This window comes from Paenibacillus sp. J22R160, assembly GCF_059692135.1.
The window spans coordinates 25,484-49,911 of record NZ_JCAUAU010000028.1 but is presented as its reverse complement, the minus strand read 5'-3'; the positions used below and the strand labels follow the sequence as shown (position 1 = coordinate 49,911).

The following is a 24,428-nucleotide window of genomic DNA, read 5'->3' as shown; positions in this document are numbered from 1 at the left end:
ACTGGATTATGGTGCTGATATAATATTTGACCCTGTTTGACATGCTTGTCAGAATGGGTTATAATTAACAAGGAAAGAGGTGGTAGTTGACAATGGCAAAAAATGCGCTGTTGGAAATCAAACGCAGTTTGGAGCCCCACGTCGGGCAGAAGATCATGTTGAGAGCGAATGGTGGCCGTCGAAAGACTGTCGAACGTTCCGGTGTTTTAGAAGAAACCTACCCTTCTGTGTTTATCGTGAAGCTTGACCAAGAATCACACGCCTTTAAACGAGTGTCATACAGCTACGCCGACATTCTTACCGAATCTGTTGAGGTTACGGTATGTAATGATGATGGTCAGGTTCGTATCACCTATATCCAACATTAAGCTTAATAAGTTTCTATAATGAACAGACCCTAGGGTCTGTTTTTGCATTTGAATGGACCTGCTGCGACTGGGCATACTAACTTTACTTTACGCTTACGCTGCCAGCTTTGTTTCACAGAAGCTCGTGCTAAGCTCAGGAAAAGGAGGTTTTTTGATGAGTCGCAGAAGAGGTGTTATGTCGGAAAGCTTTAAAAATGAGTTAGCGAAGGATCTTGGATTTTATGATGTTGTTCAGCGCGAGGGTTGGGAAGGAATCCGCACCAAAGATGCAGGGAATATGGTGAAGCGAGCTATTCAGATTGCGGAGGAACAGCTGGCGAAGCAGTATACAGCCTCTGCACAGCCTGTTACGCAAGCATCATACGGTCAGAATAGCTTCACACAGCCTAGCTACGCACAAGCGCCAATGTATAACCAACGGGTTGTACAGACGCCACAGCACTACGGACAGCAAACGGCGACCTTTACACCTTCCTATACATCTTCTAATTCCCAAAACATGTATGCCTCGTCTACGCCAAGCGGGCAGTCACAAGCGGGCTGGAATCCCATATCATCAACGTCTCCTCAAGCGGCGCAAGGCGAACGGCGTCCCTACTACAGCTAAAGCGAATGCTTTAGCTTTTTTTTTGCGCTTTTGTTATAATATTTGAATGGCAAACGAGCAAAAGAAGGTGAGTCCTGATGAAGATTTTTGAAAAAGCACCGGCTAAAATTAATTTATCCTTAGATGTTTTACATAAAAGATCAGATGGTTATCATGAAGTTGAGATGGTCATGACCATGGTCGACCTGGCCGACCGGATTGAGATGCAGGAGCTTTCACGGGATACGATCATTATTTCCAGCCAAGCTGGCTATATTCCGTTAGATGAGAAGAACTTGGCCTTTCAGGCTGCGCGGCTTATCAAGGATCGCTATGACGTCAAACAAGGCGTCTACATTCATTTGGATAAAAAGATCCCCGTGGCTGCAGGACTTGCAGGGGGCAGCAGTGACGCGGCAGCAACGCTTAGGGGTTTGAATCGACTTTGGAATTTAAACATCCCTATGGAGGAGCTGCAGGTGCTTGGCGCTGAGCTTGGATCGGATGTGCCTTTTTGTGTAACGGGAGGAACGGCTGTCGCCAGAGGACGCGGAGAAAAGCTGGAGCCGATCGTCTCGCCGCCGCAATGTTGGGTTGTTTTGGCCAAGCCTCCCATCAATGTGTCCACATCGGAAATCTACGGCAAGCTGAACGCCCGTGAGATCAAGAATCACCCTTCAACAGAGAATGTGCTGAAGGCGATTCGTGAGAAGCAGTTTGATCAGCTCTGCGGAAACCTCGGCAACGTGCTGGAGGAAGTGACGCTGGACCTCTACCCGGAGGTTAGGCAACTGAAAGATTGCATGCAGCGTCTCGGTGCAGATGGTGTTTTAATGTCCGGAAGCGGACCAACGGTGTTCGGACTTGTCTCCAAGGAAGCGAAGGTGCCCCGTATATATAATGGGCTTCGAGGCTTCTGTAAGGATGTTTATGCGGTTCGGATGTTGACCTAGCATAGTGAAGTTGTGTGCAAGGAGCCCAGAAAGGGCTCTTTTTTAACGGAGTGGATAAAGGGACAGCGCTTAATCTACTGGAAGTTGTCTCGTTGTCTCATAAAGCAACAAAGATAAGCCGTCAGGCTCCTGCCTAGGCGGCGCTTTTTTGCGGAAATGTCCCCTCACCGAGGAGTGTTTTCCTTCGTGTTAGTATTATGTTAGGTATATGTTAAGTTAATTTTCATGTGAAGCTTGAATAAATACGTATAAAAGTGGTATATTTTCTTTATATTATTCGGATTTTTGGGGGGTAGTGCGATGAAAAAGTTGAAAAGGAGCGCTAGGCTGGTAGAAATGACGCAATACTTGTTATTTCGCCCCCATTCGTTAATTCCTTTAACGACTTTTGCCGAGCGTTACAACTCAGCGAAGTCCTCGATCAGTGAGGATTTGGCGATTATTAAAGAAGTTTTTGAAGAAGAAGGACTCGGCGAGCTGCAAACGCTTGCGGGCGCGGCCGGCGGTGTGAAGTTTTCACCGAAGGTACCAAAGGAAACCTCATTGAAGTTCATAGGGCAGCTCTGCTTGCAGTTGCAGCAGCCTGAACGGATCCTGCCTGGCGGTTATTTATATATGTCCGATATTATGGGGCAGCCCCAGTATTTAAATGAAATAGGCAAAACCTTTGCATCTGCGTTCGCAGGGCGTGATATCGATGTGATTATGACCGTAGAAACGAAAGGCATTCCGCTCGCGTACGCGACGGCTACTTATATGAATTTACCCGTTGTTATCGTTCGCAGGGATAGTCGGGTAACAGAAGGTTCGGCCGTAAGCATTAACTATGTTTCGGGCTCGAACAAGCGTATTCAGACCATGTCGCTCGCAAGACGCGCTCTGAAAGAGGAATCCAAGGTGCTTATCATCGACGATTTCATGCATGTTGGCGGAACCATTCACGGCATGATGGATTTGCTGGCGGAATTCAAGGCCTCAGTCCAAGGGGTTGGCGTCTTCATGGAATCTGTTGAAGTGGAAGAGCGTTTAGTAGATCAATACGTATCGCTGGCCCGACTGTTTGGCGTAGATTCCAAGACTAAGCAAATCACGGTAGAACCAGGTAATTATTTTGATAGTAAAAAAGGAGACGCGTAAAACGATGGAATTCATTTCAACAACAGCAGCGCCTGCTGCAATCGGACCTTACTCGCAAGCCGTTAAGCTAGGAAACTTGCTGTTTACTTCGGGACAAATCCCGCTCGGTTTGGATGGACAAATCGTAGAGGGCGGCATTAAGGAGCAAGCACATCAAGTGTTTGCAAATTTGAAAGGCGTGTTGGAAGCAGCGGGCACATCTTTTGGTCAAGTTGTGAAAGCGACCGTTTTCTTGAAGGATATGAATCAGTTCGCTGAGCTGAATGAAATCTATGGCGCCTATTTTGGTGAACACAAACCGGCTAGATCGACTGTCGAAGTGGCCAGATTACCACGTGATGTTTTTGTCGAAATAGAGGTAATTGCTGTGATTCCTGTCGAAATTTAACAGTAACATTAAGATTGTATAAAATTATCGAAAATTTCAAAAAAATAAGAAGGAATTTGCACAACGATGTGGAATATTACACCCAAGTCTCAGAGATGGAAAAAGGTGGTGAACACAAGTGCAAATTACAGATGTAAGGCTCCGCCGGGTCAACTCCGAGGGGAGGATGAAGGCAATTGCTTCCATAACTATCGATAATGAGTTCGTAGTACACGACATACGTGTTATCGATGGGAATAACGGTATGTTCGTGGCTATGCCAAGCAAACGGACTCCGGATGGGGAGTTTCGAGATATCGCTCATCCAATTTCTTCTACTACCCGCGAGAAAATTCAAGCTGCCGTATTAGCTGAATACGACCGTGCAGCGGTAGAAGAAGAGGTTATTGAAGAAGGTGCATAACGTATATTAATTGAGGGGGCCCATCAGGGCTCTCTTTTCTTTTGGGTGGCTTTGATGCTATATTTGGTAAAGAACTGTTAACTACATTATTTAGGCGTAAATCATACAGCTATTTATAATAAAGGGGTTGGATAGTCTTTGAAGCTCATGGCGATTGTGTTAGCGGCAGGACAAGGTAAACGAATGAAATCGAAGCTGTATAAGGTGCTTCATCCAGTTGCAGGCAAACCGATGGTAGGGCATGTTGTAGATACACTTCGGCAAATAGATGTAACAAGAACTATGGTTATTGTGGGATATGGAGCAGAAGCGGTACAGAGCTATCTTGGAGATCAAGTTGAGTATGCGCTGCAGGAGCAACAGTGCGGGACGGGTCATGCGGTGCTGCAAGCAAAGGAGTTACTAGGCGACGAAGACGGGATGACGGTTGTCATTTGCGGAGATACGCCACTGATCTCAGATGTAACGCTTAAGAATACGATTGAACTTCATCAGCGTTCGGGCGCGTCGGCTACAATCCTGACTGCGAATCTCGATGAGCCGCAAGGCTATGGTCGTGTTATTCGCGGTGAAGATGGCAGAGTTGCGCGAATAGTCGAACAGAAGGACTGCAATACCGAGGAAGCGGCTGTTCAGGAGATTAATACGGGTACGTACATTTTCGATAACCGGAAGCTCTTCAAAGCGCTGAGCTCTGTCACAAACAACAATGCTCAGAATGAATATTACTTGACGGATGTCATCGGTATCATGACGGGTGCAGGGGAAACTGTGCAAGGGTACTGTATGGCGGATGCTGCGGAATCTATCGGGGTGAACGATCGTGTTGCGCTAGCGGAAGCAGAACGCTTGTTCAAAGCGCGCATTAACCGTGAACACATGCTGAACGGGGTTACGATTATTGATCCTGCCAACACGTACATTGAGAAAGATGTTGTGATCGGAGCGGACACCGTTCTGCTGCCAGGTACTATTTTGCGCGGGAAAACAATCATTGGTGAGCAGTGTACGATCGGACCTCAAACCGAGATTATCGACTCTGTTGTGAAGGATAACGTTACGATTAAGCAATCCGTGCTGCAAGAGGCCTATGTGGATAATGAAGCTAGCGTTGGGCCTTTCGCTTATTTGAGGCCTGGAGCGGATATAGGGAAGCAAGTGAAGATTGGCGACTTCGTCGAAATCAAGAATGCGAAGCTTGGCGACGGTTCGAAAGTATCTCATTTAAGCTATGTAGGTGACGCGATTGTCGGCACGAACGTGAACATTGGCTGCGGCGCGATTACAGTGAACTACGATGGATTCAACAAGAATATAACGGAAATCGGGAACGATGCGTTCGTAGGCAGTAATGTGAACTTGATTGCTCCTGTGAAAATCGGCAATGGTGCGTACGTTGTCGCAGGCTCGACGATTACACATGCCGTGAACGATGGGGATCTGGCTATCGCGCGGGAAAGACAAACGAACAAACCGGGATATGCGGATAAAATCAAAGGCCGGATGAAAGCAAAGAAAGAAAACAAAGCAAAAAAAGAATAGGAAAACGTTAAATTTCCCTTGCAAGGGGGAATTTGGATGGAATCTCTTAAGGATGGGTACGCTATGAACTAGCTGTTACCCACTTGGCGTCGTTTACGAAAGTAAATGTGCTGAGCAAAATTCTTAGGAGGTTCTTTTTCATATGGCATTGTCACTGAAAGCGGAAGCCCGCAAGGACACAACGAAAAACGATATTAAACAACTGCGTGTAAAAGGCAAGGTGCCTGCGGTCGTATACGGCAAAAAGGTGGCTGCAACGGTCATTACCGTCGACCAGAAGGAATTAGTGGCGCTGCTTCGCAAAAGCCCGCACGCCGTTATTGAGCTGGAGATGCCGGACGGCAGCGGCAAGCAGCCGGTCATGATCAATGAAATACAGCGTAACCCGCTGAACCGGGAGCTGCTCCATGTTGACTTCCATCAAATCAATATGGATGAGCCGGTCAAAACGGTGGTTACCCTGGAATTCATCGGGGAAGCCGTGGGGGCCAAAGAGGGCGGTATTTTGCAGATTCAATTGCATGAGCTGGAAATCCGCTGTTTGCCGAACGAAATACCGGCTTCCATCGCTGTGGATATTTCGAAAGTAGGAATCGGAGAGAATATGCTGGTCAGTGAACTCAACGTGCCGGGGAAGATTGAAGTGAAGTCTGATCCGAGCGAGCTTGTTCTCACCATTCTGGCGCCTCAGAAAGAGGCTCCTGAGGAAGTTGCTGCTCAGGGCAAAGAGGATAAGCCAAGCGAGGCTAGTGAGGAAGCGAAAGAAGAGCAGACCGTATAGACTTAAAGAAGGGTACCCTCGCCGATGCGCAAAGGGTATCCTTTATTTTTCCTCTTCCTTCCGCTAATACCCAGGCCTGGAAACAATAAAGTGCGTATTTCTGTTATAAAACGTATTATTAATTTTAATAAAATGAGGGCTGTAAAATTCAATATAGCCTATATCCTTATGTAGATTTTGATAGTATACTTGGACGGGAATACCGGCATCTATATGATCTTGAAAATGATGATCGCTTGTAAGTTGTTGACCGTTTAGATACATATTCGCTGTTTCACCCGCAGTTATGAATTTTATGGTTCATTTTAGTAACATATAGGTAAACAATAACCTTAAGATGCAGGTTACGCCAAGGATTTTTTAGTAAACGGCTAGGAGGAACTGGAAGAAAATGAAATGTTTTATTGGACTGGGTAACCCGGGAAAGCAATATGAGATGAATCGGCATAATGTTGGGTTCATGGCCATAGATCGTTTTGCCGCCAAATGGGGAATCAACTCTTTTCAAAATAAGGGTAAGGGACTGCTGGGAGAGGGGAACGTGAACGGCACGAAAGTATTTTTGCTGAAGCCGATGACGTATATGAATCTTTCAGGTGAATCGATGAGAGCGATCTTGGACTTTTATAAAGCGAAGGTGGAGGATGTCGTCATTATTTATGATGATATGGATACGCCTTACGGGCAGATCAGGCTTCGCTATCAAGGGAGTGCAGGCGGCCACAACGGGATTAAGTCCATTATTCAGCATGCCGGGACACAAAGCTTCAACCGCATTCGCGTAGGCGTGAACCGACCTGCTCCTGGCTATAATATCGCCGATTATGTCTTAGCCAACTTTTCCAAGGAAGAGATGAAGTCGCTGGATGACGTGCTGGATCTGACCTGCGAAGCGATGTTGTCGTGCCTGGATGAGCCTTTCGAGAAGACGATGGGCAAATTTAATAAATAAGCAAGAATCGCTTGTCTTAAAAACATAATATGCATGGTCCTTATTCGAAAATGACAATGGTACATTCGGCTAATTTCTCCGGAGAATGGTCATACTAGGATGTAATCGAATCGTCGAAGGAGGCATACATATATGATTAAGTACATTTGCAGGCATTGTCATACCTTTGTCGGGGAAATTAATCAAGCCATAACGGAGCAGCAACTGGGCTTCCATTTCTTGACCCCTGATGAGCGTAGAGATATAATATCGTATAACACGAATGGTGATGTTACGGTTAGGGTTGTTTGCGACTACTGCCGCGAGGCGCTGGAGGCCAATCCAGAGCTGTCCCTGCTGGCAAGTCCACTGCAGTAACATGATGTTTTCGCTGAATGAATTTGATGAAGATGAAGAGTTAATAGCCGAGGCAAGTGTGCCAAGGCTTCTTTTTGTGAGAGGAGTGTACTTGTTTGCAAGCTTTAATTCAGGCTTTTTCTGCGGATACCGACTTTCAAACGATCGTGTCAGGCATCAGGTCCGAGATGAAAGAGCAGCTCGTTGCCGGACTTACCGGTTCCTCCAAGCAAGTGATGATCGCAACTCTTGCGCGAGAGCTAACGCGCCCGCTATTCATTGTTACTCATAATATGTTTGCCGCTCAAAAGATAGCGGAGGATTTGCTAGAATGCCTATCATCCGATGATGTTCTACTCTATCCGTCGCAAGAGCTTCTGACAGCGGAGGAAGCAGCATCCAGCCCAGAGATGCTGGCACAGCGCATTGATGTGCTCACTAAGCTGGCAGGCGGTTACCGCGGAATTGTGATTGCTCCGTTCGCAGGAGTGCGCAGATTACTACCGGTTAAGCAAGTTTTCGAGGAATCCCGAATAACCGTTAAGGTTGGGGATACCGTTCAACTGGATGAGCTCCTCAGCACGTTATCCAATTTGGGCTACGAACGCGTGGAGCGGGTTGAGACCAAAGGGGAGATGAGCGTTCGCGGCGGCATTTTGGATTTGTTTCCGTTGACGTCGGAATATGCGATCCGAATTGAACTTTTTGATGTCGATGTTGACTCTATTCGTACTTTTGATGTAAGTGACCAGCGGTCAATAGATAAATTAGAGTCGATTACGATTCCTCCCTGCCGTGAGATTCAAGCGGATAGAAAGCGATTACAAGCTGCTGCGCAGCATGCGTATGAGCTTTTACAGGCTCAGCTGGAGAAAATGACCGACCGGACAGCCAAAGACAAGCTGCTCGAAGGGATCGGACATGATATCGAACGGCTCCGTGAAGGGCAGACGTTCCCAGGTATTTATAAATATATTTCTCTTTTATATACGGAAAGACAGACCCTCATAGACTACATGCCTAAGGATGCTGTGCTGATTATCGACGAACCGGCTCGTTTGCTGGAGACCGCGAAGCAGCTCGAACGCGACGAGGCAGAGTGGATGATGCATGCGCTGACAGAGGGGAAGAGCTTGCCGGCTTTTGTGCTGTCCAAAACGTACGAAACGCTGCTGCATCGCAGACCGTTTCCAACGTTATATTTATCTCTATTTCTGCGCCAGGTCGTTGGGATTCAACCGCAAAATATCGTGAACTTCGTCAGTCGCGTTATGCAGAATTTCCATGGGCAGATGAATCTGCTCAAAGCGGAGATGGAGCGCTGGAAGAAAAACGGGGCTAATGTCATTCTCCTCGCCAACGGCGAAGAACGTGCCGAACGGGTGAGGCGTGTTCTGAACGACTACCAGATCGACGTGCCTGAAATTGTAGATGGGAATCTGCAAACAGGGTTTGAATTGCCTTCGATTCATTTGGTTGTCATTACAGAAGGCGAGATTTTCACACAGAAGCAGCGCAAAGCCCGTAAGGTCGAGAAGAAGCTGGAGAACGCCGAGCGGATCAAAAGCTATCAAGAGCTTAAAATTGGCGACTACGTTGTTCATGTGAACCATGGGATCGGGAAATACGTCGGTATAGGTACGCTCGAAGTGGGCGGTATTCATAAAGATTATCTGCATATCATGTATGCCGGCGGCGATAAACTGTCTGTGCCGATTGACCAGATTGATCTGATTCAGAAATATGTAGGTTCCGAAGAGAAGGAGCCGAAGGTTTATAAGCTTGGCGGAGCCGATTGGGCCAGAGTGAAGAGCAAGGCAAGGGCATCCGTTAAGGATATTGCCGACGAGCTGATTAAGCTTTACGCTGAACGACAGTCTACGACAGGTTATGGATTTAGCAAAGACAGCTCCTATCAAAACGAGTTCGAAGCGATGTTCCCTTACGATGAAACGCGGGATCAGCTTCGTGCGATCGAAGAAATTAAGAACGACATGGAGAAATCACGTCCGATGGATCGCTTGCTTTGCGGCGACGTTGGGTACGGGAAGACCGAGGTTGCCGTTCGAGCGGCCTTTAAGGCAGCTATTGACGGGAAGCAGGTTGCTGTCTTGGTGCCAACGACAATTTTGGCGCAGCAGCACTACGAGACATTCCGCGAGCGCTTCTCAGGCTATCCGTTTAATGTGAAGGTGCTCAGCCGTTTCCGCTCGAAGAAAGAGCAGACGGAAGTAATGAAGGGTGTCAAAAAAGGGACAGTTGACGTTGTCATCGGAACGCATAGGTTACTGTCGCAAGACGTGCAGTTCAAGGATCTTGGCCTGCTGATTGTCGATGAGGAGCAGCGGTTTGGTGTGTCTCACAAAGAGAAGCTGAAGCGGCTCAAGACGAATGTCGATGTGCTGACACTGACGGCAACGCCGATTCCAAGAACGCTGCATATGTCCATGCTCGGTGTTCGGGACTTGTCCGTTATTGAAACGCCGCCGGAGAATCGTTTCCCTGTCCAGACCTATGTGGTCGAATATGGCCCGACACTGGTTCGTGAAGCGATTGAGCGGGAGTTAGCGCGTGAAGGTCAAGTGTATTACCTCTACAACCGTGTTCAAGGGATTACGCAAATTGCCGATCAAATCTCGATGATGATACCGGATGCCCGTGTTACGGTTGCCCATGGTCAGATGGGTGAGCAGGAGCTGGAGAAAACGATCCTCGATTTCCTTGACGGGGAGTACGATGTACTGGTCAGTACGAGCATTATCGAGACGGGTGTCGATATCCCGAATGTTAACACGCTCATCGTCCATGATGCGGATAAAATGGGACTTTCCCAGCTGTATCAGCTGCGTGGGCGCGTTGGGCGATCTAATCGCGTAGCTTATGCCTATTTCACGTATCAGCGGGATAAAGTGCTCACGGAAGTGGCAGAGAAACGACTGCAAGCGATTAAAGAGTTTACAGAACTGGGCTCAGGCTTTAAAATTGCGATGAGGGATTTGTCGATTCGAGGCGCAGGGAACTTGCTGGGTGCCGAACAGCATGGCTTCATTGCTTCCGTAGGATTCGACCTCTACTCACAGATGTTAGCCGAAGAAATTGCAAAGCTGAAACTAGAAATAGATGGGGAAGCGGCCATACCGGAACCGGAATGGAACACTTCCATCGATATACAATTGGATGCCTACTTGCCATCCGACTACATCTACGACAGCATGCAAAAGATCGAGATTTACAAAAAAGTGGCCGCGATTCGCACGTTGGAAGAAGCGGCAGACCTGCATGATGAGCTCGTGGATCGCTTCGGAGATCTGCCGCAGGCCGTGTTTAACTTGCTGTCAGTGGCTCGCCTGAAAGCATACGGCGCGGAGTACCGAATTGAAACGATCAGCCAAAAAGGGGATGATTACCTAATCAAGGTGCATATTGACCAAAATGGCAGGCTGGATGGACAGAAGCTGCTCAATTTGTCCAAAGGCTTTGATGGGCGAATCAAGCTCAACGCAGACCCGCAGTTGCATATTGTTATTCGTTGTAAAGGTATGAAGCCAGAAGCTTCCATCGAGTTGGTGGAGAAGTTCTTGGTACAATATAAGGATGTTCTTAAAACGAAAGGGGAATTAAAGGATGTTGCCAAATCATACTAGCAAACGACTTTTTTCTAAAAAATGGATATTAAGCATGGTAGCATTGCTACTGGCATTCTCTGTACTAAGTGCATGTGGAAGCAAAAAGGAGGAGGGTGCAGCAACAGCTTCACCTTCCCCGTCTGCAGCAGCAACAGCAACAGGTAATCCGGCTGACGTGATCGCTACTTACAAAGAGGGCGGCAAAATCACTCGCGGTGAATTCGACTCTTTCATCAACGTGAACAAAATGTTCTCGCCGCAATTGGCGCAATTCATGGCAGATCCAGCTTTTCAACAAGATATGTTGAAGCAAATGGTTACTTTCCGTGTGTTGTCTGCGAAAGCTGATGACAAAGTAAAAGCTGATGCTGACAAACAAGTCACAGAGCAAATGAAAGCTATCACGGATTACTTCGGTAAGCAAGAAGGCGGAATGGACAAGCAGTTGAAAGACAACGGTATCGAGCTGAAAGATATCGAATCTTTGATGAAAATGAGCTTCTACACGATGGGCAGCATGGAAAGCAAAATCACGGACAAAGCTGTGCAAGATTCCTATAACGAGCAAGCAGCCGCGCATGCGTTTGATATCGCAACAGTTAGCCACATTCTGATCTCCTTGAAGGATGCAGCTACTCAGAAAGATCTGCGCACTAAGGAAGAGGCTTTGGCAAGAGCGAAAGAAGTAAAAGGCAAGTTGGATAGTGGCGGAGACTTCGCGGCTCTAGCGAAAGAGTATTCCGATGATCCAGGTTCTAAAGATGCAGGCGGTACGTATAAAGATGCAGACATCAATCAATGGGTGCCTGAATTTAAAGAAGCAGCAAGCACACTTCCTTTGAACAAAATTTCCGATCCGGTTGAATCCTCTTTTGGCTACCACGTTATGAAAGTGGAGTCCAGAAGCACGAAACAGCTTGATGATACCCTTAAAACACAAATCAAATCTCAGCTTGCAGAGAAATCCCTCTCTGAGTTTGCAGAGAAAGAATACCCGAACTTGATCGAAACGAATAATCTGCCTAAACCGGAAGCAAGCCCAGCTCCAGCGGCAAGCCCTGCTGCAAGTCCAGCAGCGAGCCCAGCAGCAAGCCCGGCGGCAAAGTAAGAACTTACCAGGATGTCCGAATATGGACATCCTGTTTTTATTTGTTATTTTTGGACAACATAATCACAGCAGGGTGCAATGCAAAGTTACATAAAGAAAAATTCCTTAGCAGAAGCGACTGCATAGAAGATTGGGAAGTGAAGAATACTATGGATAGAATTCAAGTTCCCACCAAAACCCGATCTAGCATACAAGATTTCATGCTCCTGTCGTATCTAATTCTTGAGCGGAAAGTGAGGCATCTAGAGGTATGAAAGCAACTGGAATTGTCCGTCGGATAGATGATTTAGGGAGAGTTGTTATTCCCAAGGAAATACGACGCACACTGCGAATTCGCGAAGGTGACCCTTTGGAAATTTTCGTGGATCGTGATGGTGAAGTGATTCTGAAGAAATATTCACCTATTGGTGAACTTGGTGATTTTGCTAAGGAGTACGCAGAGTCGTTGTTTGAGAGTACGAATCATGTTGCCATGATTTCAGATCGAGACACGATTATTGCTATGGCTGGTGGGTCCAAAAAGGATTTCTTAGAAAAATCAGTTGGGTCAATTATTGAATCCTGTATGGAAAACCGCAAACCGATTTTGGAGAGTAACTCCGGACAGTTTGAGATTATTAAAGATATGAATGAAACTTTCTCTTCTTTCGTGGCAGCTCCGATTGTGGCTGGGGGCGATCCTATTGGCTCCGTTATTTTGATCTCGAAAGACGAGAGCGTGAAAATGGGGAACATGGAAGTGAAGATGGTAGAGACAGCGGCTGGTTTTCTGGCGAAACAGATGGAACAATAGACAAAAACATAATACACAAAGGCTTCCTTACTGAGGTGATGTTCATCTGTAAGTGAAGCTTTTTTTGTCTGCAAAGAGCTATTTCGTTATAATACGTGTATATGTATGACATCAGGTAGAGGAGAAATAGGATGGGGGAGACCGGCAAGGGGCATCACATGGGTCGCGAAGAGCTCCAGCAGACTGTCGGAAAACAGGGTACGACCAAGCTGTTAAAAGGGGCTGCTGTCCTTGGGGCCGCGGCTGTACTCTCGAAATTACTGGGTACATTGCAAAAAATACCGCTGCAAAATGTAGCGGGGGATGCCGCTTTTGGCATTTATAATGCGGTTTATCCGCTTTATATTTTGATCTTATTTGCGGCAACGGCAGGTTTTCCTGTCGCTGTTTCCAAGTTTGTGGCGGAGAGTGTCATTCACGGCGACCATCTGGAGGCTAAACGCATCGCCCGCATATCCGGAGCGGTGCTGCTAGGCAGCGGTATCGTTTTGTTTGTACTGCTCTACCTTGGAGCGGGTGAGATTGCTGGCTGGATTGGGATCCAGCAGACGGAAAAGGCGATTCGTAGTAGTTCCTTTGCGCTGCTATTAGCTCCAACATTAGCTGTCTTGCGTGGCTATTTTCAAGGGTACCAATACATGCTGCCAACCGCTGTCTCGCAAGTGATTGAGCAGTTGATACGGGTTATTACGATGGTTGCTTTGCTGCTTTATTTGGCGGCACTTGCTTATGATGAGGAGTGGATTGCGGCAGGGGCGACTTTCGGTTCCGTTACTGGCGCAGCCGCTGGGTTAGTTGTTATGTATGTATATTGGCGAAAAGCGATGCGGGATCTGAAGTATTCGGAGGAGCTGGGGAGCGGGGGGAGGACTGAGCTTAAGCAAGGGCAAGAGAAGGCGCAAGAGCAGGTGCAAGTGCAAGAGCAAGAGCAGGCGCAGGAGCAGGCGCAAGAGCACGTGCAAGAGCCAAAACCAAAGCGAAAGCCTAGGACAGTACCAAAACCTGGGCCCTTGTCCTCTTGGCAGTGGGTGAGGCGGATTGCAGCCTATGCGATTCCTGTCTGCTTAGGTGCGATCGTTGTGCCTCTGTTGACATTGGTCGATACGTTTACGATGCCGCGGCTGTTAGAAGCTTCGCAGGGTAGCGAGCTTGAAGCGATGCGGCAGTTCGGCTTATATAATCGCGGATTGCCGCTTGTTCAGCTTGTTGTTATGGTTGCTTCTTCGATGTCTGCTGTCCTCGTTCCCGCGATGGCGGACGCGAAGGCGAGAGGTCTGACTGATGTGATGCGCTCTCGTGCGGAGATGTCCATCAGGCTTTCTTGGCTTATTGGACTTGGCGCCTCATTTGGTCTGGCGTTTGCCGCGTTCCCGATTAATATCATGCTGTATAAAAACGGCGAGGCCAGTCTAACCATGGCCGTGCTGGCTTTCACAGCCCTATTCAGCACGCTGAACGCTGTCTCCGCCAGCGTGCTGCAGGGTGCCGGCGCGATTCACACGCCGGCGCAGGCCTTGCTCGTTGCCATCGTGCTGAAAGCACTCGGCAACGTCATGCTCGTGCCCCGCTGGGGCATCGACGGCGCCGCGCTCAGCGCGGTGATCGCCTACGCCGCTGCGGCGGGGCTGAATCTGGTGCAGCTGCGCCGCTGCACCGGGGCGCGCTTCGCGCTGCGGCCGTACGTCATCGCACCCACGCTGGGCGTGGTGGCGATGGGCGTCTGCCTCGCAGCGCTGCAGCTGTTAGCCATGCCCGCTGTGGCGGCATGGCACGCGCCTGAGCGATTGAGCGCGAGCGCAATCGCTTTGGTTGGGGTAGCCGGCGGCGCGGCCGTCTACGGGCTTGCGCTGCTGCGCAGCGGCAGCATCAGCCGGGAGGAGCTGCGGCTGATGCCGGAGCTGGACCGGAAGCTAGCGCCGGTCCTGGCTCGGATCTGGCCGGCGGGGCGTTCGGCCGGCCGGTAGAGGTGCAGTTGGTTTGCAGCCTGCTTTGATGAGCCGACAGCACAAACCCTGCTGTATGTTGCACAACATACAATGATCTTGTCCCCAAAAGTCAGCTCAGTGCTTCTATGTTGCATTTTGTACAACGATCTGAGTAACATAGCCGTATTTTATGGAGAAAAGCTTAAAATGGTTGTACATCGTACAACATAGATAGCTTGTTTACTGGAAAATGACGAAATGCTTGCACAAAATACAACATAGAGTGAAGGCATTTTTCCAAATAACAACAAATTTCAGGAGGTGCAACCCATGTCAACTCAAGCTCAAATAACCGTCGTCGGACTCGGAACGGGAGACGAAGACCAGCTCACACTCGGTGTCTGGAAAAAGCTCCAAAATGCAGCAAAGTCACAAGCGGCACTCTATTTGCGTACGGAGGACCATCCAATGGTCCGCATGCTGGACAGCAATCAAGTCCCTTATCAAACTTTCGACGCCAATTATATGGCTCATCAAAGTTTTGAAGGCGTTTATGAATCTATTGCGGCTGCACTCATTCAATCTGCCAAAAACGCATCTACCGAAGTCATATACGCAGTGCCGGGTCACCCCATGGTGGCGGAATATACGGTTCAGCTATTGAAGCAACGGTGTCCGGAAGAAGGCATCTCGCTTCAAGTGATGGGAGGAGAAAGCTTTTTGGATCAGGCTTTCTTACGCTTCGGCTTTGATCCGATCGATGGCTTTCAGCTGCTTGATGCGACTAGCCTTAGCCGCTATGCGCTTAATCCTCAGATGCACACAATTATTGGGCAGGTCTATGATACTTATACGGCGTCAGATCTCAAGATCTCCCTCATGGATACATACCCAGATGAATACCGTGTTGTTGTAGGCCACTCCCTAGGTGTGGCAGGTGCCGAGCAGATCATCGAAGTGCCGCTGCATGAGCTGGATCATGTGAAAGGTTTCGGGAATCTATCGCTAGTTTGGGTACCTAAGAGCGAGGAGGACGTGGTCCGCTATCGTACCTTTGGCCGTTTGCATGAAATCGTACAAATTCTTCGGAGTCCAGAGGGCTGCCCTTGGGATCGCGAACAGACGCATGCCAGCCTGCGCAAAAATCTCATCGAAGAAGCCTACGAAGTGCTGGAAACGATCGATGAAGATGATCCTGAGCACATGTGCGAAGAGCTGGGAGACCTGCTGCTGCAAGTTATGCTCCATGCGCAGATGGAAGAGGAGATCGGGACGTTCACGGTGTATGACGTAATTGCTACGTTGAACGAGAAGCTCATTCGCCGCCATCCGCACGTATTCGGGGACAACAAAGCAGAGGATGCGGATGAGGCGCTTGTGAACTGGAATGCGATGAAAGCCGAGGAGAAGCGGAAGAAAGGCATTGACGTGACGAAGCAATCTGTCCTGGACGGTATTCCACGCGAATTGCCAGGGCTCATGAAGGCCTTGAAACTGCAGAAGAAGGCCGCTACCGTTGGCTTTGATTGGCCGGAGCTGCGAGAAGTGCTTCAGAAGGTGGATGAAGAGCTGGCAGAGCTGCGCGAGGCCATTGATAATCCGTCGGAAGAAGCGGCTCAAGACCGACTTGATGAGCTTGGGGATGTGCTTTTTTCTATCGTAAATGTTGCTAGATTCCTCAAAATTGATCCGGAAGAAGCTATTGCGCACACAAATCGCAAATTTATTCAAAGATTTTCATATATGGAAGATCAGCTACGTTTAAAAGGGCTTTCTTTTGAACAAACTGGGTTATCAGAGATGGAAAATTATTGGCAGGAAGCAAAAAAAGTTACAAAACTTCGCTAGTAATAGAAGGAATTTGACGAAAAAAGAAGAATACTAAGTTTGGTGTAAGGTTGAATATGGAAATTTAATAGTAGGGATATTTGAACATCGTTCAAAGTCTCTCAGCTTTGCGGCTTTGGTACATAGAAGACATGATCTTCAACTATTTTTGGGAGGTAACAAATCACATGAACAAAACGGATTTGATCAACAACATTGCAGAAAAAAGCGGACTCACTAAGAAAGACGTAGAAGTTGTACTTAACGGATTCCTTGGTGAAGTTACAGACGCTCTTTCATCCGGAGATAAAGTTCAATTAATCGGTTTCGGAACTTTCGAAACTCGTAAACGTTCCGGTCGTACAGGCCGCAACCCGCAAACAGGTAACCCAATCGTGATCGCGGAATCCAACGTTCCAGCTTTCAAAGCGGGTAACAAGCTTAAAGACGCTGTAAAATAATGCGAATCGACAAGTTCTTAAAAGTATCTCGACTGATTAAGCGCCGAACCGTAGCGAAGGATGTGTCTGATCAAGGACGTGTCTGGATTAACGGCAGAGATGCCAAGGCGAGTACGCAAGTGAAGGTCGGCGACGAACTAGCTATTCAATTTGGCCAGAAAAAGGTGACGATTCGCGTGGAGCTCCTATCGGAGTCGACCCGCAAGGATGACGCTGCGAAGATGTACACGCTGGTCAAGGAAGAAGCTTATCAGTCCGAGTAACACGGTAAACACCGAATAGTCCAGGATTCCCGGATGAGGGATCTTGGGCTTTTTTTTGGTTCTAAAATAGGACATCCTCCCATATTGTAATGATAGATGAAGGAGGGGTACAGGCCATGATGGAACCCGTTAAAAACACGAACAAACGGCAAGAAATCAAAATGCTGAATCGCAAGCTCTTGGAGATCTCCGGAGTTTTGAACGTAGAGAGCTTTGACAGCGAAGAGTTCCTCCTAGAAACGGAAATGGGCTATCTGATGATTAAGGGGCAGAATTTGCACATTAAGAATTTGAGCTTGGAACAGGGGTTAGTCGCCATCGAAGGACTTATTCAAGAATTATCGTATGTGGATGGAAATACCCAGGAGAAATCCAAGGGGTTTCTTGGTAAATTGTTCAAGTGACCCTGAACGTTCAATTCCATACGATTTTCATGATGTTTTTGAGCGGGGTCGCCATCAGTGCGATGTTTGATGTGTTTCGTGTGCTCTCCGGTAAGCTCAAGCTGCCGCGATGGACGATTCCGCTCGTTGATACGGTGTATTGGATTGTGGCGACAATCCTCGTGTTCCGTTTGCTCATTTACAGCAATGAAGGACAAGTTCGTATGTTTATTTTTCTGGGAATGGGGATCGGGATTTGCTTTTATTTCGCCTTCCTCAGCCAGGTAGTGGTTCACCTGACGCTGCTTCTTATACGAGTTGTCGTTGCGATTTACAAGTTTATTGCAAAAACCGTCGAAATTCTTATCATTAAACCGATCATTGGCTTATATCGTCTAACTGTGATAATTTTGGGCTTTTTGCTAGCTGTAGCTATATTCCTTTACAGAATTGTGCTACAATTGCTTTATCCTTTGTGGAGATTACTCCTCTGGATGACTCGGCCTGTGCATAAATATTTCGTGATCCCTGATTGGTTTAAGAAGCTGACGGGTAAGATCGTAACGTTGTATCACAGGTTATTCTCAAAGTAGGAGGAATTCCTATACATGCAGGCTCAAGCAACCGCACCAAACAAGCGCAGCAGTAGTGTAGGCTCAAAGCGAAGACTGCGTTTTCTCATGATCTTTGTCCTATGTTTTATGAGTTGGGCTGCTGTTAACATTTGGGGGCAGTTCGCTAAGCTTCACGAGAAGAGAAATGCCGTAGCGAATATGGAGCAACAGCTCGTTGATGCGAAGAAGGTCAAGGAGCAGACCCAGAAGGAAATCGGTAGGCTTCATAATGACGAATACTTGGATCAAATTATTCGCCGGGATTTTCACTATAGCAAAACGGGAGAGACGCCACTTAGTGTCTCGAAGCAATAAAAGGACTGTAGAAGGGGCGAATGCCGTGTTGACCGTGGTTTCTGCATCGGTTATAATCGGCGTAGCCAGTGTTTTCAACATTTTAAGGGAGGAACATTTTACTTTATGGCAATTGAAGTTGGCACCAAGTTAGAGGGTAGAGTGACGGGGATTACTCACTTTGGAGCATTCGTCGAGCTTGCTGAAGGAGTTACCGGTCTTGTTCACATTTCGGAGATCGCGGACAATTATGTGAAAGACGTTAATGACCATTTAAAGCTGGAAGACAAAGTATTGGTCAAAGTGATTAACGTGGACAAGGATGGCAAGATCGGACTGTCGATCAAGCAAACGGTTGACAAGCCAGTTGAGGAAAGACCAGCTCGTCCTGAACGTACAGGTGGCAGCAGCTATCAAGGACGCCCGAGCGGAGATCGTCCAGGCGGCTTCCAAGGTGGTCGTCCAAGCAGTGGCGGAGAACGCAGTGGTCCTCCAAGTGGTGGCCAAGGCGGCGGTCGTCCAGGCGGCGGTGGCTTCAATCGTGGCGGCGGCGGTGGTGGCGGTCGCGGCGGCTTTAACAAGCAGCAAGGCGGAGCTAGACCGTTCTCGTTCGAAGATAAAGTATCTCGTTTCCTTAAAGATAGTGAAGAGCGGATTTCGTCCCTGAAGAAGAACACCGAGTCCAAACGCGGTGGTCGAGGCGGAAGAAGAGACTAATAGATGCGTATAACAGAACCACATTTCGCTTAGGCGGATGTGGTTTTTTATTTCCAATTATTACAATTCATCGTATGGTCAATTCCAATCGACATGGAGTTACGGGTATCTCCCCCATCTGCGTGGCCAAAGTTCGGGAGGATCAGACTTTTGGATACGCTTACATGGCAACGAAGCGAGACACGGTAAGGGCTGGAGGCTAATGACACGGCTGGCGCGGCTTGTCGGAAATTTCTTTGAATCTATCAACTCATTCTGACAAACTTTCTGCTAGATTGTCTCTATACTAGAGAAACAAATAAGGGAAGAATGGATGGTGTTCAACGTATGCAAAGAAGAAGCCTAGGCGCGACGATTAGTGGTGGATGGTCAGGAATATGGCAACGAGCCAAAACGGGTGCTCACAGCGCTGCAGTGGAAAATCGTTTTGTTCAAGCTTTTGTAGCTAAGAAGTGGACGTTTCTCCTCATCGTTATGGCTTTCCTTCTTGGGCGTGCGATGATCCTGGAACAGTTATCTCCGTTTGCTTTAGCCTTTATCGCGGTTATTTATTTTACGAGGAGAGATATTTTACACTGGGTAGGTATTGCGGCATTTGCTGGGAGCTTATTGTCCCTGAATTCGAATACGGGATATCTCGTAACTGAGATTATCGTCTTCCTACTTATTCAAAAAGCGTTTGAGAAATTTGAACGTTCAGATTTAACATTGGCGCCGCTGCTCGTTTTCAGCTCAACCTTCTTGGTTCAGCTTTTTGCACAGTTGGTGGTCTCGAACTTAAGCTGGTATTCACTGATGATGATATCCGTAGAGGCCCTGCTCAGTCTAGTGCTGACATTAATTTTCATACAAGCTATTCCTGTATTCACACTTACCCGTAAAAACTATCATTTGAAACACGAGGAAATCATTTGCTTAATTATTCTACTAGCATCCGTAATGACAGGGACGGTGAGCTGGGTAATGGGACCTGTCACGGTGGAGCACGTGCTCTCCCGATACTTGATTCTGTTATTTGCGCTGGTAGGCGGAGCACCTTTCGGAGCTTCAGTTGGCGTCATCACAGGGCTGATCTTAAGTCTTGCGAATAGCAACGCCATCTACCAAATGAGCTTGCTTGCCTTCTCCGGGATGTTAGCCGGACTTCTCAAGGAAGGGAATCGGCTCGCTGTTGCCTTCGGTATGCTGTTAGGATCTTCGATTCTATCGTTCTATATAGGTTCGAGTGCTGATATGATCAATTCCGCGTGGGAATCGCTTGCAGCCGTTACGCTGTTTCTCCTTACACCTCGGAGTCTGATTCTCACGCTTGCCAAATATGTTCCGGGCACGCAGGAGAATCTCAAATCGCAGCAGGACTATGCGAAGCGGGTCCGCGATGTGACCGCCAGTCGTGTGGAACAGTTCTCGGAAGTGTTCCGGCAACTGTCGCGCAGCTTTAAGCAATTAACGACGGATGACGCGGTAAGCCGCAAGGAGGAGGAAGTTGGGCATTTCATGAATGCCGTCGCACAGAAGACTTGTGAATCCTGCTGGAAAAAAAGCCAGTGCTGGGATCAGAAGTTTTACCAAACGTATACGTTTATGACCGATATGATGACCAATATTGAGACGAAGGAGAATATGACGAAGAAACAAATACCAGCGGAGTGGAAGAAGGTGTGTAATCGTACCGATCAAGTGCTAGATGTGATGAAGCAGCAGTATAGCTTGTATAAGAATGATTTGCACTGGAAAAAGCAAATTATGGACAGCCGTCATCTCGTGGCTGATCAGCTGTCTGGCGTTTCGCAGGTCATGGAGGACTTAGCGAAGGAAATTAAACGGGAAGGGCAGGAGTTGTTCCTTCAAGAAGAGCAAATCCGCAATGCCCTGGAGGAGCTGGGCTTATCTATTCATACAATCGACATTATTTCCTTGGATGAAGGAAATATTGAAATTGAGATTATTCATCAATACACGAAGGGTTTCGATGAATGCCGGAAAATCATTGCGCCGCTGTTGAGCGAAATCATCGGCGAGAATGTCGCCGTAATGCGCGAGGACATGCATGAGCGGGGCGAAGGCTACAGCACGGTCGTATTCGGCTCTGCCAAGGAATTCGAGGTAGAGACCGGGGTCGCCGGCGCAGCCAAAGGGGGCGACCTCTTCTCGGGCGACAGCTTCTCCACGGTGGAGCTGGGCAATGGCAAGTATGCCGTTGCGCTTAGCGACGGCATGGGCAATGGCGAGCGTGCGCGGGCCGAGAGTCAGACCGCCCTTAGCATCCTGCAGCAGCTGCTGCAGTCTGGTATGGATGAGAAGCTGGCGATCAAGTCGCTGAACTCCGTGCTCATGCTCCGATCCTCCGATGAGATGTATGCGACGGTGGATATGGCTTTGATTGACATGTATAACGCAAATACAACGTTCATGAAAATTGGCTCCATACCGAGCTTTATTAAGCGTGGGAACGAAGTGATTTCGATCTCGGCAAATAATCTGCCAGTGGGGATTTTGAGCGAGATCGATGTCGATCTGGTTTCTATTCCTCTCCAGTCGGGAGATATCCTCGTCATGATGACCGATGGGATCTATGATGCGCCAGGCCATGCGGTGAATAAGGAGATGTGGATGAAGCGCATGATCCAAGAAATCGATACGACCTTGCCGCAAGAGTTCGCGGATTGTTTACTGGAACGAATTTTCCGCCATCATCATGGCGAAATTCAAGATGATATGACGGTCGTTGTCGCTCGCGTAGAGAAGCGGCAGCCGGAGTGGGCGACGTTCCGCTGGCCGGGCATCACGCGCATGGAGCGTCCGAAAACGGTCAGTTAGTTAGCTGACGAAATAATAGCTGCTGTCTTATAAGTCATGATTAGTAATGGAAAGCCTGCGATTAAGCAGGCTTTTTAAGCTTTTTTCTACGATGACATGACTAGCTATTACATGTTTCAATGTTCTCTTTGCTTTGACTGCGAGGGCAGGGACAGCCTTCACAGACCGTGGGGCAGGGATTCCTTCAGCAATATAGAATAAAATAAGGCATATTATTTGTGGGATTATTTGGTAGTGCGTGCTTGCGCATGAGATCCACGAGAAAGGCAGGTACCTCTGGTGATTAGAAAAAAGCTGTCACTGTTATGTATCATTCTTGGGATTATCATTTTCTTGTATCCGATGGCTAACGACCGGTATGAGAGCTTTCAGCAGCAGAAGATTTTGAAGCAATGGGAGGAGAATTTGCAAATGATGGATCAGGCTGTTGTTGAGCCCGAGGAATCACTGCCAGAGGATGCGCCCGTCGTGGCTTCCCCTCGTCCTGCGGTTGAGGGTGCGCCTGTCATGGCTTCTCCTCGTCCCACGGTTGAGGGTGCGCCGACAAGCAGCCAGCAGGCCCCTGTAGTCGTCGCAGCAACACCGAAGCCTGTGGCGTTGCCGAAGAACATGGAAGGTGTTCTCATTATCGATAAAATAGATCTCAAGCTGCCTATTCTAACGGATGCTACAGTGAATAATTTAAAAGTCTCCGTTGCCAGTATCGCCAATACCGGAAAAGCAGGGGCAATTGGCAATTATGCGATTGCAGGCCATCGAAATTTGACCTACGGGAAAAACTTCAATCGATTAGATGAAGTCACCGAAGGCGATTTAGTCGAAGTAGATACCGGGAATAAAAAGTATGTCTATAAAGTTGTTGATAAGCAGTACGTTCTCCCGGAAGACGTCTGGGTGCTCAAAGGTAATGGCAAGGATCGGGAGATTACGCTAATTACTTGCCATCCTATGGAGAATCCGACTCACCGTATTGCGATTAAGGGGATCCTGGTGTCGTCTGAGAAATAAAATATGTAATATTTTGTCTATTCAGAGATACAAGCCTATGTTAAGATTGCTGTATAGGGATTCGGTGCTTTTCTCCGATAAAGGCAAATCTAGCGAAAACTAGAGACGCAAAGCTAAAGGGCCTTCCTTAGTAGAACTAAGTTGGCAGCCAGTTACCGAAGGGAGATTTATTGTGTTTAAGAAACCAGTCAGACTTGCAATTCTTGCAACTATACTAGGCAGTCTTGCCCCTCAAGGGATATTGGCAGCTTCCCCAACGCCCATTATTGACAAAGTTGCACTGAATAAGGGGATTATCTCGGTTAACTATGAAAGAGCGAAGAGTACCAAAGTTCTCGTCCGAATCATAAGTGGGAATGCCAGATATGACTACACCTTTGCAGAGGGCGATCAGTATCCTTTGCAGCTTGGCAATGGCGCATATAACGTGGTGATTGGCGAGTCCATAGGGACGAATAAATATAAAGTAGTTGCGCAAGAACAAATAGATTTGAAGATGGAAGACGAGAATGCCGTTTTTCTGCAGTCCATTCCACTGATTGATTGGAATATGGAGTCGAAAGCAGTCGTTAAGGCTAAGCAATTAGTGGGCAGTAAAGAAACGGATATGGATAAACTAAAGGCCATTTACGGTTTTATCACGACCCAATTTAAGTACGATTATAAGAAGGCCGAAACCGTTGCAGACAAATATATACCTGATCTGGATACGGTTTACGAGGCCTCCGGAGGCATCTGCTACGACTTTTCTTCTACTTTTGCAGCAATGGCAAGAAGTGAGGGAATTCCAACCCGTCTGGTTATGGGGTATGAGGTACAAGCTCCTGAGACCTATCATGCATGGAATCAAGTTTTCTTGAAGGAACGTAATGAGTGGGTGACAATTGATACCACGTATGATGCTGTGCATGTACAAGCTGGTGAAGCCGTAGAGTTAGAAAAAAACAGTGCTAATTATCAAGTAGCCAGAATATATTAAGATAGGAAAGACACCTGTACTCATAACTGAGTGCAGGTTTTTTTTATTTGCCTTTCTAAGTGAGCAAATAGGAATTCCAATGATTTACAATACAAGTCGTATCATATAGTATTAATAATGATACGACTTGTATCTTTTACATAAGAAATGAACCAATAATTTCT

At 47.6% G+C, this 24,428-nt stretch carries 23 protein-coding genes, 1 pseudogene and 1 riboswitch; all 24 genes and pseudogenes read left to right on the top strand.

The features are described from left to right. Window positions 1-92: 92 nt before the first annotated feature. The 24 genes and pseudogenes from veg to AC58UW_RS30575 all read left to right on the top strand — a co-directional run bounded on the left by veg (window position 93) and on the right by AC58UW_RS30575 (window position 24,264). Window positions 93-368: a biofilm formation stimulator Veg gene (gene veg, locus AC58UW_RS30690; protein WP_028557365.1), complete on the top strand. Its 276-nt coding sequence runs from the start codon at window positions 93-95 to the stop codon at window positions 366-368. A 154-nt stretch (window positions 369-522) separates the two neighbouring features. Beyond that, window positions 523-693 (top strand): annotated as a pseudogene (locus AC58UW_RS30685) (small, acid-soluble spore protein, alpha/beta type); the annotation flags it as partial. A 359-nt stretch (window positions 694-1,052) separates the two neighbouring features. Then, window positions 1,053-1,907, top strand: a complete 855-nt coding sequence (gene ispE / locus AC58UW_RS30680) for a 4-(cytidine 5'-diphospho)-2-C-methyl-D-erythritol kinase (RefSeq protein WP_497424353.1) — start codon at window positions 1,053-1,055, stop codon at window positions 1,905-1,907. Window positions 1,908-2,207: 300 nt separating this feature from the next. After that, window positions 2,208-3,044: a pur operon repressor gene (purR, locus tag AC58UW_RS30675; RefSeq protein ID WP_497424352.1), complete on the top strand. Its 837-nt coding sequence runs from the start codon at window positions 2,208-2,210 to the stop codon at window positions 3,042-3,044. A gap of 4 nt (window positions 3,045-3,048) precedes the next feature. Next, a complete protein-coding gene (locus AC58UW_RS30670) occupies window positions 3,049-3,432 on the top strand; it encodes a RidA family protein (protein ID WP_497424351.1) in 384 nt (127 codons plus the stop codon). A 118-nt stretch (window positions 3,433-3,550) separates the two neighbouring features. Continuing rightward, window positions 3,551-3,835 (top strand): septation regulator SpoVG, encoded by a 285-nt coding sequence (spoVG, locus tag AC58UW_RS30665; protein ID WP_028557369.1) that lies wholly within the window; start codon window positions 3,551-3,553, stop codon window positions 3,833-3,835. 138 nt (window positions 3,836-3,973) lie between these two features. After that, window positions 3,974-5,377 (top strand): bifunctional UDP-N-acetylglucosamine diphosphorylase/glucosamine-1-phosphate N-acetyltransferase GlmU, encoded by a 1,404-nt coding sequence (gene glmU, locus AC58UW_RS30660; protein ID WP_497424350.1) that lies wholly within the window; start codon window positions 3,974-3,976, stop codon window positions 5,375-5,377. Between the two features lie 142 nt (window positions 5,378-5,519). Further along, entirely contained in the window at window positions 5,520-6,158 is a 639-nt protein-coding gene (locus AC58UW_RS30655; protein ID WP_497424349.1) for a 50S ribosomal protein L25, read from the top strand. 391 nt (window positions 6,159-6,549) lie between these two features. Beyond that, entirely contained in the window at window positions 6,550-7,110 is a 561-nt protein-coding gene (gene pth, locus AC58UW_RS30650; protein ID WP_497424348.1) for an aminoacyl-tRNA hydrolase, read from the top strand. A 132-nt stretch (window positions 7,111-7,242) separates the two neighbouring features. Beyond that, window positions 7,243-7,467, top strand: coding sequence for an anti-sigma-F factor Fin family protein (locus AC58UW_RS30645; RefSeq protein ID WP_145669352.1), 225 nt, complete (start codon window positions 7,243-7,245; stop codon window positions 7,465-7,467). A 95-nt stretch (window positions 7,468-7,562) separates the two neighbouring features. After that, window positions 7,563-11,090 (top strand): transcription-repair coupling factor, encoded by a 3,528-nt coding sequence (gene mfd / locus AC58UW_RS30640; RefSeq protein ID WP_497424347.1) that lies wholly within the window; start codon window positions 7,563-7,565, stop codon window positions 11,088-11,090. Between the two features lie 34 nt (window positions 11,091-11,124). Continuing rightward, window positions 11,125-12,180: a peptidylprolyl isomerase gene (locus AC58UW_RS30635; RefSeq protein WP_497424346.1), complete on the top strand. Its 1,056-nt coding sequence runs from the start codon at window positions 11,125-11,127 to the stop codon at window positions 12,178-12,180. Window positions 12,181-12,430: 250 nt separating this feature from the next. Further along, window positions 12,431-12,973: a stage V sporulation protein T gene (spoVT, locus tag AC58UW_RS30630; RefSeq protein ID WP_315955951.1), complete on the top strand. Its 543-nt coding sequence runs from the start codon at window positions 12,431-12,433 to the stop codon at window positions 12,971-12,973. A gap of 131 nt (window positions 12,974-13,104) precedes the next feature. Beyond that, complete coding sequence (locus AC58UW_RS30625; protein WP_497424345.1) at window positions 13,105-14,937, top strand: putative polysaccharide biosynthesis protein; 1,833 nt, start codon at window positions 13,105-13,107, stop codon at window positions 14,935-14,937. Window positions 14,938-15,228: 291 nt separating this feature from the next. Continuing rightward, window positions 15,229-16,746, top strand: a complete 1,518-nt coding sequence (yabN, locus tag AC58UW_RS30620; protein WP_497424344.1) for a bifunctional methyltransferase/pyrophosphohydrolase YabN — start codon at window positions 15,229-15,231, stop codon at window positions 16,744-16,746. Window positions 16,747-16,913: 167 nt separating this feature from the next. Further along, window positions 16,914-17,186 carry an HU family DNA-binding protein gene (locus AC58UW_RS30615; RefSeq protein ID WP_029197991.1) on the top strand — a complete coding sequence of 91 codons (273 nt, stop codon included), beginning with the start codon at window positions 16,914-16,916 and terminating at the stop codon, window positions 17,184-17,186. Next, a complete protein-coding gene (locus AC58UW_RS30610) occupies window positions 17,186-17,449 on the top strand; it encodes an RNA-binding S4 domain-containing protein (protein ID WP_497424343.1) in 264 nt (87 codons plus the stop codon). The genes AC58UW_RS30615 and AC58UW_RS30610 overlap by 1 nt, the downstream gene beginning before the upstream one ends. A gap of 116 nt (window positions 17,450-17,565) precedes the next feature. Then, window positions 17,566-17,853 (top strand): sporulation protein YabP, encoded by a 288-nt coding sequence (gene yabP / locus AC58UW_RS30605; protein WP_157324487.1) that lies wholly within the window; start codon window positions 17,566-17,568, stop codon window positions 17,851-17,853. After that, window positions 17,850-18,425, top strand: coding sequence for a spore cortex biosynthesis protein YabQ (gene yabQ / locus AC58UW_RS30600; RefSeq protein ID WP_497424342.1), 576 nt, complete (start codon window positions 17,850-17,852; stop codon window positions 18,423-18,425). Before yabP ends, yabQ begins: the two co-directional genes overlap by 4 nt. A 15-nt stretch (window positions 18,426-18,440) precedes the next feature. Continuing rightward, window positions 18,441-18,761 carry an FtsB family cell division protein gene (locus tag AC58UW_RS30595; protein ID WP_497424341.1) on the top strand — a complete coding sequence of 107 codons (321 nt, stop codon included), beginning with the start codon at window positions 18,441-18,443 and terminating at the stop codon, window positions 18,759-18,761. Between the two features lie 105 nt (window positions 18,762-18,866). After that, window positions 18,867-19,457, top strand: a complete 591-nt coding sequence (locus AC58UW_RS30590; protein ID WP_161407611.1) for a S1 domain-containing RNA-binding protein — start codon at window positions 18,867-18,869, stop codon at window positions 19,455-19,457. A gap of 327 nt (window positions 19,458-19,784) precedes the next feature. Further along, a complete protein-coding gene (spoIIE, locus tag AC58UW_RS30585; protein WP_497424340.1) occupies window positions 19,785-22,277 on the top strand; it encodes a stage II sporulation protein E in 2,493 nt (830 codons plus the stop codon). 279 nt (window positions 22,278-22,556) lie between these two features. Next, complete coding sequence (locus AC58UW_RS30580; RefSeq protein WP_497424339.1) at window positions 22,557-23,285, top strand: class D sortase; 729 nt, start codon at window positions 22,557-22,559, stop codon at window positions 23,283-23,285. A gap of 72 nt (window positions 23,286-23,357) precedes the next feature. Then, window positions 23,358-23,445: riboswitch (cyclic di-GMP riboswitch) on the top strand. A 12-nt stretch (window positions 23,446-23,457) separates the two neighbouring features. Next, on the top strand, window positions 23,458-24,264 hold the full coding sequence (locus AC58UW_RS30575; protein ID WP_497424338.1) for a transglutaminase-like domain-containing protein: 807 nt from the start codon (window positions 23,458-23,460) through the stop codon (window positions 24,262-24,264). The last annotated feature ends 164 nt before the right edge of the window (window positions 24,265-24,428 follow it).

Excerpts from the sequence above, each read along its gene's own strand:
- AC58UW_RS30635 (WP_497424346.1), top strand. The coding sequence starts at position 11,125 with ATGGTAGCATTGCTACTGGCATTCTCTGTACTAAGTGCATGTGGAAGC.
- AC58UW_RS30615 (WP_029197991.1), top strand. The coding sequence starts at position 16,914 with ATGAACAAAACGGATTTGATCAACAACATTGCAGAAAAAAGCGGACTC.
- AC58UW_RS30625 (WP_497424345.1), top strand. The coding sequence starts at position 13,105 with ATGGGGGAGACCGGCAAGGGGCATCACATGGGTCGCGAAGAGCTCCAG.
- ispE (WP_497424353.1), top strand. The coding sequence starts at position 1,053 with ATGAAGATTTTTGAAAAAGCACCGGCTAAAATTAATTTATCCTTAGAT.
- AC58UW_RS30655 (WP_497424349.1), top strand. The coding sequence starts at position 5,520 with ATGGCATTGTCACTGAAAGCGGAAGCCCGCAAGGACACAACGAAAAAC.
- AC58UW_RS30645 (WP_145669352.1), top strand. The coding sequence starts at position 7,243 with ATGATTAAGTACATTTGCAGGCATTGTCATACCTTTGTCGGGGAAATT.
- veg (WP_028557365.1), top strand. The coding sequence starts at position 93 with ATGGCAAAAAATGCGCTGTTGGAAATCAAACGCAGTTTGGAGCCCCAC.
- AC58UW_RS30610 (WP_497424343.1), top strand. The coding sequence starts at position 17,186 with ATGCGAATCGACAAGTTCTTAAAAGTATCTCGACTGATTAAGCGCCGA.
- purR (WP_497424352.1), top strand. The coding sequence starts at position 2,208 with ATGAAAAAGTTGAAAAGGAGCGCTAGGCTGGTAGAAATGACGCAATAC.
- spoVT (WP_315955951.1), top strand. The coding sequence starts at position 12,431 with ATGAAAGCAACTGGAATTGTCCGTCGGATAGATGATTTAGGGAGAGTT.
- AC58UW_RS30590 (WP_161407611.1), top strand. The coding sequence starts at position 18,867 with ATGGCAATTGAAGTTGGCACCAAGTTAGAGGGTAGAGTGACGGGGATT.
- AC58UW_RS30595 (WP_497424341.1), top strand. The coding sequence starts at position 18,441 with ATGCAGGCTCAAGCAACCGCACCAAACAAGCGCAGCAGTAGTGTAGGC.
- spoIIE (WP_497424340.1), top strand. The coding sequence starts at position 19,785 with ATGCAAAGAAGAAGCCTAGGCGCGACGATTAGTGGTGGATGGTCAGGA.
- pth (WP_497424348.1), top strand. The coding sequence starts at position 6,550 with ATGAAATGTTTTATTGGACTGGGTAACCCGGGAAAGCAATATGAGATG.
- yabP (WP_157324487.1), top strand. The coding sequence starts at position 17,566 with ATGATGGAACCCGTTAAAAACACGAACAAACGGCAAGAAATCAAAATG.
- yabN (WP_497424344.1), top strand. The coding sequence starts at position 15,229 with ATGTCAACTCAAGCTCAAATAACCGTCGTCGGACTCGGAACGGGAGAC.
- AC58UW_RS30670 (WP_497424351.1), top strand. The coding sequence starts at position 3,049 with ATGGAATTCATTTCAACAACAGCAGCGCCTGCTGCAATCGGACCTTAC.